General features: G+C 34.7%; 8 protein-coding genes. All 8 read left to right on the forward strand.

Annotation, left to right across the window (positions count from 1 at the left end):
* Positions 1-10: 10 nt before the first annotated feature.
* Complete coding sequence (tnpB, locus tag BM130_RS15855) at positions 11-169, forward strand: IS66 family insertion sequence element accessory protein TnpB (RefSeq protein WP_367889485.1); 159 nt, start codon at positions 11-13, stop codon at positions 167-169.
* Positions 170-755: 586 nt separating this feature from the next.
* Positions 756-1,088, forward strand: a complete 333-nt coding sequence (locus BM130_RS14845) for an HTH domain-containing protein (RefSeq protein WP_010527099.1) — start codon at positions 756-758, stop codon at positions 1,086-1,088.
* A 90-nt stretch (positions 1,089-1,178) separates the two neighbouring features.
* Positions 1,179-2,321 (forward strand): HlyD family secretion protein, encoded by a 1,143-nt coding sequence (locus BM130_RS14850; RefSeq protein WP_010527098.1) that lies wholly within the window; start codon positions 1,179-1,181, stop codon positions 2,319-2,321.
* 1 nt (position 2,322) lies between these two features.
* Positions 2,323-4,485 carry a peptidase domain-containing ABC transporter gene (locus BM130_RS14855; protein ID WP_044138553.1) on the forward strand — a complete coding sequence of 721 codons (2,163 nt, stop codon included), beginning with the start codon at positions 2,323-2,325 and terminating at the stop codon, positions 4,483-4,485.
* A 144-nt stretch (positions 4,486-4,629) separates the two neighbouring features.
* Positions 4,630-4,842, forward strand: coding sequence for a hypothetical protein (locus tag BM130_RS14860; protein ID WP_010527096.1), 213 nt, complete (start codon positions 4,630-4,632; stop codon positions 4,840-4,842).
* Between the two features lie 56 nt (positions 4,843-4,898).
* Positions 4,899-6,086, forward strand: coding sequence for a glycosyltransferase (locus BM130_RS14865; protein WP_010527095.1), 1,188 nt, complete (start codon positions 4,899-4,901; stop codon positions 6,084-6,086).
* Positions 6,087-6,154: 68 nt separating this feature from the next.
* The gene (locus tag BM130_RS14870; protein WP_010527094.1) at positions 6,155-6,556 is read left to right on the forward strand and encodes a hypothetical protein; all 402 of its coding nucleotides are present in this window, start codon (positions 6,155-6,157) and stop codon (positions 6,554-6,556) included.
* 530 nt (positions 6,557-7,086) lie between these two features.
* The coding region (gene tnpA / locus BM130_RS14880; protein ID WP_217645616.1) for an IS66 family insertion sequence element accessory protein TnpA at positions 7,087-7,322 on the forward strand (236 nt) is incomplete at its 3' end.

Below are 7,322 nucleotides of genomic sequence, written 5' to 3' on the forward strand. Positions count from 1 at the left end.
TATCAAACTCTTGTATTGGGACGGTGATGGTTTTGCCATGTTTTACAAACGCCTGGAACGAGGCAGATACTCTGTTGACCGGGGGGATAAACCGGTACCATCACGACTTATTACCCGGGAAGAGTTGATGATGATTTTGAAAGGTCTTTCCTTTGAAGATTTAAAATAGTTGTTTTCTTGATAGGGGATTCTTTGGGGGGCAGGAACAATAGTGGCTATTGTCTATTTCCTCCGGTAGTTTTTTGAAGCGTCTTGAAATTATAAGTCCAAAGCATAAAACGTTTAATAATCAGTGTAATATGTAAGAATAAAAAGAAATTGACTGAAAAAGAGAAACTATCAATTTTGAATGCCGGCTATTATGGCGCTTTGTTAGGCAGTGGAATTGCTCTGATTGTCTTTATTGGTTATGCCTTTTTTGAGAGGTTGGAGCTGAATTTGAAATTTTGAATGAATATATTATGGAAGCAGGACTATTTGCACTTTTGGTGTTTTTACAGAGGGGATTTGGTTCTTATTTTATAGTATTAAAGAAGGTGGAAGCAGGGTGATAGATAAAACTCTGGATCATCTTTTTCTTTTCTCATCTTGTAATTTTTTTATTTTATTTTTATATTTACTTTCGATATATAATTAAAAATCCTTAAATCATGCAAAAGTATTACTTCCTTGCGGGATTTTTTTAATATCCATTTCTTCTTTTTCAAAAAGATCTTTTGATTCCCCTTTAGCTTAACATTTTAACCCTTATTCCTATGAATTTAATAAAGCATATTGAGCGTCTCGAAAAGATTGACAAGCTTATCCGGACACGAAGAACCGGGACTCCTGATGAATTTGCAGATCAGGTTGGTATTAGCCGTCGGCAGTTGTATAATTATCTCGATGAGTTGAGAAGTTATGGTGTTGAGGTAAGTTATTCACGTGTTTGCCATAGTTTCGAATATAGAAACAATAAAAGACTGCGGGTTTATTTTGATTGTGAAGAGATTGAGAGAAGTCAGGCGAACCAGATTACGGGGGGATACCGTATTTTTGCTCCAAACTCTTTCACCTTTGGTTTTATCGGCTTCGCAACTGCCGTTTAAATTTTGATAGATTATATAACCTTCTCCATGTCTCTTTAAAGCACGGAGGTGGACTTTATTTATCTGTAATATTCTAACCCAAAAATAATCATGTCACAACAACTTTTCCCCCCCGAAATTATTGAGAATACCTCTGAGGCTCATTTTCATAAAAATAACAGATCTTTTCATTGGATTTATTTAAGTCTTTTGGTATTAGTGTTGACAGGAATAGCATTACTTCCTGTTATTTCGGTGGATGTAACTTCTCAAAGTCGTGGTGTTATTCGTACTAAAAGTGAAAATGCGTCCATCGTTCCTGTTTTCTATGGACGAGTGACGAAAACCTTTTTGGAAGAAGGACGCCATATTCAATATGGTGATACTCTTGTGATCCTTGAATCAGACCGATTAGATGCCCAATTGGAAAATTCCTTGAAGCTGCTTGAAACGAATCTTCTTTTTTTGGAAGATCTGAAAAGATTATCTCTGGATCAACCTCAGCAGCTCAAAACGCCAAAATATAAAAATGAATGGAATAAATATACTGCGGGCATAAGGGAGTTTGATATTAAACTGGAATTGTTGCAGGAAGATTTTGATCAACAAAAATATCTTTACTCGGAAAAGGTAATTGCTGAGATAGATTTTTTGAAAAGCAAAAATAATTTGGAGACTGTAAAGTCGCAATTAGAACTATTTAAACAGGAGATGAAGAATAACTGGCAATCTGAGATTTCTCGCCTTCAATTGGAAAATGAAGATATTAGATCCTCCATTAAACAACTGCGGGACGAGAGAAGTCAATATGTCATCACTGCTCCTGCATCAGGTTCTTTGCTGGGAGTTGTTGGTGTACAAGCCGGAAGTTTTGTAAGTCCCGGACAGAAACTCGCGGAGATATCACCTGATGAAGCTTTAATTGCAGAGTGTTATGTGAATTCATCCGATATTGGATTTTTACGAAGCGGACAAATGGTGCGTTTTCAAATTGATGCATTTAATTATAATCAATGGGGATTGTTGGAAGGAAAAGTCTCCAAAATTTCTGAAGATGTTATTGTTATTGAAAATCAGCCGGTTTTTAAGGTCCGTTGTGAATTGTCCTCTACCTATCTCCAGTTGAAAACAGGTCATAAAGGGGTTTTAAAAAAAGGAATGACCCTGACCGGACGATTTGTGATAACGCGGCGCACTTTATTTCAGCTGCTTTTTGATAAAGTTGATGATTGGCTTAACCCAAAAATTATTTGAAATGTCAGTAAAAATTAAACAAAGAGATATTACCGATTGTGGGGCCGCCTGCCTCGCATCTGTAGCGGCTCATTATAAATTGAAGCTTCCGGTTTCGCGTATTCGGCAAATGGCCGAGACAGATAAAAAAGGAACTAATATGTTGGGGCTCCTGAAAGCCTCCGAAAAGATGGGATTCACAGCCAAAGGGGTCAAAGGAGGCGTGGATGCTCTTCCGAAAATTCCTTTGCCCGCCATTGCTCATGTGGTGGTAAATAGAGTTTTGCATCATTATGTGGTTATCTATAAGGTTAAGGATGACCGTGTTGAATATATGGATCCGGGTGATGGACAGATGCATAAAATTACTGTTTCTGAATTTGCCGAAATATGGACAGGCGTGTTATTATTGATGGTACCCGGGGAGGATTTTACTCAGGCCAATGAAAAAGTTTCCAATCTCAGGAGGTTTGTTTTTTTACTTAAACCTCATAAGAGTATTTTGATTCAGGCACTATTGGGAGCTGTTATTTATACAATATTAGGATTGTCCACCTCGGTCTATATTCAGAAAATTACAGATAATGTTTTAGTTTATGGCAATACCAATTTGCTGAATGTGTTGAGCATTGGTATGGTGGTGCTGCTGATCTTCCAGATTTTTATCGGAGCATCTAAAAGTGTTTTAATGCTCCGGACCGGACAGAAAATTGATGCTCAGCTTATACTTGGGTATTACAAGCATCTTTTAAAGTTACCCCAGCGTTTTTTTGATACCATGCGTGTGGGGGAAATAATTTCCCGCATTAATGACGCGGTAAAAATTCGGGTCTTCATTAACGATACTGCTGTTTCATTGATAGTGAATGTATTCATTGTTATTTTTTCATTTTCTCTCATGTTTATCTACAGTTGGAAGCTGGCACTGATAATGGCCCTTGTAATTCCACTGTATTCTGTGGTTTATTATCTGGTGAATTATTTAAACAGAAAGCGTGAACGTAAGCTGATGGAAAATGCTGCTGACCTTGAAAGTCAGTTGGTGGAGTCCCTTAACTCCGTGAAAACCATAAAACAATTTGGTCTGGAAGATTTTGCCAATATCAAAACAGAAACCCGTTTTATTACACTCCTAAAAACGGTTTACAAATCGGGGATCAATTCGGTTTTTGCCGGGAATTCTTCTGAATTTTTAAATCGGGCATTCATTATTATTTTGTTGTGGACAGGTTCATATTTTGTCATCGATCAATCTATTACTCCTGGAGAATTACTCTCTTTTTATGCCATTTTGGGCTATTTTACTTCCCCGGCAGCCCAATTGGTTGGGGTGAACAAGACCATTCAGAATGCACTTATCGCTTCTGATCGTCTTTTTGAAATAATGGATCTGGAAAGAGAGGCTGATGATGATAAAATTGAACTTCGGGAGGATTTAATCGGCGATATACGTTTTGCAAATATAAAATTTAGCTATGGCACACGTGTGGATGTTTTTGATAATTTTAGCTTGCTTATCCCCAAAGGAAAACTTACAGCTATCATAGGTGAGAGTGGCTCCGGGAAAACTACTCTGGCTTCCTTATTGCAAAAACTCTATCCCTTAACTGACGGAAGTATATACATTGGAGACCACAACATTAATTACTTTACCAACCAGAGTTTGCGAAGGTTGGTTGCCAGTGTGCCTCAAAAGCTGGACTTGTTTGCAGGAAATGTTATCGAAAATATTGCGGTGGGCGAATTTCATCCCGACATGGAGCGGATTCTGACAATATGCAGGCAACTGGGAATCTTGGATTTTATTGAAAAACTTCCGGCAGGTTTTGAAACTTATTTGGGAGAAAACGGGGCTTCAGTCTCCGGCGGACAAAAGCAGCGCCTGGCGATAGCCAGAGCACTTTACAAGAATCCTGAAATCCTTTTGCTTGATGAGGCAACCTCTTCCCTTGATCCCGAATCGGAAAGTTATGTACAAAAGGCCATCGATCAATTGAAATCGGAAGGCAAAACCATCATTGTTATTGCTCACAGATTAAGTACAGTCATGGAAGCAGACAAAATTGTGGTGCTGGGAAACGGCCGGCTGATCGAGGAGGGAACCCACTTTGATTTATATAAAAAACATGGGAAATATTTTCAAATGTGGCAAAAACAAATGCCGCCAGTTTTATCTGAATTTTAATTTTTCCGTGCTTTTTTTGTGCACGGAGCAGGACTATTTTAGCAATATGATTAGAAACATTCAACATGCCGGCTAACAGAATGTTTCTGAGATTGGGAGGTGGTCAACGCCCGGAAAAGGTTGAGGAATTAAAATTTTAAAACCATGGAAAACTTGGATAATTTAGATGTACCGGAATTGTGTACAATGGAAATGAAGGAAATTGATGGTGGTATTGAAGATGTGTTGTTTTGGGTTGGAATGGCACTATCTTTAGTACCAGGTGGCGTTCTTGCCGGCCAATTAGTTGCTGGCGCCAGTTATGGGATAAGTCAAGGTGGAGGGACTTCTCCAAATAATTTTGCAAAATATTATTAAAAAATAATTGCACACAAGGGTAACTATCAAGCCCTTGTGTGTAACAAATATTAAATATGGTGAATTACATTACGTTTTATCAATCAAATGAAGCATTTAAGTATGGGATAAAAAAATATCTATTTTTATTGATTAATGAGGTTTTAATACCTTCAGATAAGGTTGATAAAATAATTATTATAAATACCAGCATTGATGAAAAAGAATTAGAAAAGCTTAGGAAGGTTAAAAAGATAGTTATAATTGATATACATAAGTTATACTCTATTCACAGTATTAATGATATAAAGAAAATAGTGCCTTTGGTTGTTGAAAAAGTAGTAGAGAACGTAAAGTCAAATAATGCTGTACTTCACATTAATGATCCTTATATGCAACCTCTTGCCTTTTATTTAAAAAATATAATTGAAAATTTAAAAGTAATATACACAATCCATAAAAATAGAATCAATTATTTTAAACGCAAAAATGTAGATGATGTCTTTTTTCAAAAATTTACAATTGCCGAATGTTCAATACTAAAAATGACAGATGTAAATATATTCTTAACAGATAAAACAAAAAATGAATATGAAAAATTTTATTCTTTAGATCAAAAAAAATCTCTTATTATTAAAAATAGTATCCCAAACCATTTAAATGAAAATCGGCTTTCAAAAGAAAGCCTGAAAGTAAAATATGGATTTAGCCAAGATGATTTTTTATTACTATATGTTGGAAGATTAGATATTGAAAAAGGGATTGATTTACTTTTTAGTATTTTTGAAAAATTAGAACCTTTACATAAACAAATACATCTTGTAATAATAGGGAATGGAGATTATGTACCTCCTGAAATGTCATTAAAAAATATTCATTTATTCGGATATTTAAGTAGTGAAGAAATAATGAATGTTTATCAAATAGCAGATATAGGAATTATAACCTCAAAAGATGAAGAATGTAGTTTTGTCTGTATTGAAATGTTAAGATTTGGATTACCTATTATATCATTAGCTAACGCCGGCCAATCGGAAATTCTTGATACTGGATTGTATTCAGAATTTCTGGTTAGATACAAACCTCATAATTATTCAGACAGTCATGTAATAGAAGAGTTTATCCATAAACTGAATAAATTGATTGACTCTTCTGATACTAGGAGAAGCTTAGGCAATGAATCACTAAGTATTTACAACAATTCATTAAGTTTTAATAAGTTTTTCCAAAACTATCATAATCTGATTTGTTCAGTTGTCATGTAATATTAGAGCCTTATTGTGATATGCCCCTATGATAAAATTTTTAATTTAGGTAAAAAATACTGTCAGGAATGAAAACATGTTTTATTATATCTATTACTGTGTTTGTTTTAGTTTCTTGCAATTACACTCATGAAACAAGCCCATTAGTTGGTGAGTGGTCGTTTGTTGAAGGTTTTTCCAATGGCAAACCAAATTTTGTTAATGAAGAATATAGAACTAAAGTTTTTAATTCAGATGGGACGTTTTATATCTCTAATAGTGAGAATGCCCATGAAAATATAGATATTAAAGGAAAGTTTGAGACAATTGATAATACCCGTTTTAAAGAAATATTGGATTCATCAACATCAGTCATTTATGCGTATGAGATTAAAAATGACACATTAACATTTGAAGGAGAAATTAAAATTCCAATGAAAAATGGAAATCATAGATATGTATTAGTCAAAGAAAAGTGGGTAAGGAGATGATTGAGTATGTAGCTAACCCGGTAAAGAAGTAAGACAGGAATTGATATCATTTATTTGGTTATAATTTTCATGATGAAGGATACTCAAAAAAAATCAACAGAAACTATGGAGGAATCATTGAAAACAGGATTCTTTATAGATAAAAATGATCTCAATGAACAAAGTTTTTCAGTGTTAAAAAGAAGACTTAGGCATAAAATGTTAAGCTACTTTCTGCCAGTGTTAGCTGGCTTCACAGCACTATTCTTATTAAAAGAAAAAAACAACTATGATTATGTCCTGTTTTTTCTTATTTTAATTTTTAGTATTATTCTGTATTATTTAATCTATAAAAATAACCTGTTAAAATTGAAACTATATTTTTTTTCAAAGGATAAAAGATAGCATTAGGAGGTTTTTATAAATATAAGTGGGAATGTAAATTTAAGCCGCATTATGTAATAGGATTTAATAACAGTGATAAAAGGTATCCACCCCAACCCCATCTTTCCAGTCATGAAAGTGGTTATTAGCTTTGTCACAAAAAAATCATGATACACAGAAAATTTTTGAACCGTAGCATGCTTGAGCATGTGGTTCTACAGCAGGAAAGTGGTCAGACAATAGGAAGTTACGCTAAACAAATTGGAGTAACACTCTCGAAAATGCAATACTGGGTAAGCAAATACAAAGCCCTTGAAAAGACTCAAAAAACAGAATACGACACCAGCCTGAAATTTATTGGCCTTAACTCATTCGGTCTTCAAAATGCACAGGTTGATTCTTT

Origin of the sequence: Thermophagus xiamenensis (genome assembly GCF_900112795.1) — a bacterium.
GTDB classification, from domain to species: Bacteria; Bacteroidota; Bacteroidia; order Bacteroidales; family Marinilabiliaceae; genus Thermophagus; species Thermophagus xiamenensis.

Coding starts and splice junctions, on each gene's coding strand:
- BM130_RS14850 (WP_010527098.1), top strand. CDS start 1,179: ATGTCACAACAACTTTTCCCCCCCGAAATTATTGAGAATACCTCTGAG.
- BM130_RS14845 (WP_010527099.1), top strand. CDS start 756: ATGAATTTAATAAAGCATATTGAGCGTCTCGAAAAGATTGACAAGCTT.
- BM130_RS14870 (WP_010527094.1), top strand. CDS start 6,155: ATGAAAACATGTTTTATTATATCTATTACTGTGTTTGTTTTAGTTTCT.
- BM130_RS14860 (WP_010527096.1), top strand. CDS start 4,630: ATGGAAAACTTGGATAATTTAGATGTACCGGAATTGTGTACAATGGAA.
- BM130_RS14855 (WP_044138553.1), top strand. CDS start 2,323: ATGTCAGTAAAAATTAAACAAAGAGATATTACCGATTGTGGGGCCGCC.
- BM130_RS14865 (WP_010527095.1), top strand. CDS start 4,899: ATGGTGAATTACATTACGTTTTATCAATCAAATGAAGCATTTAAGTAT.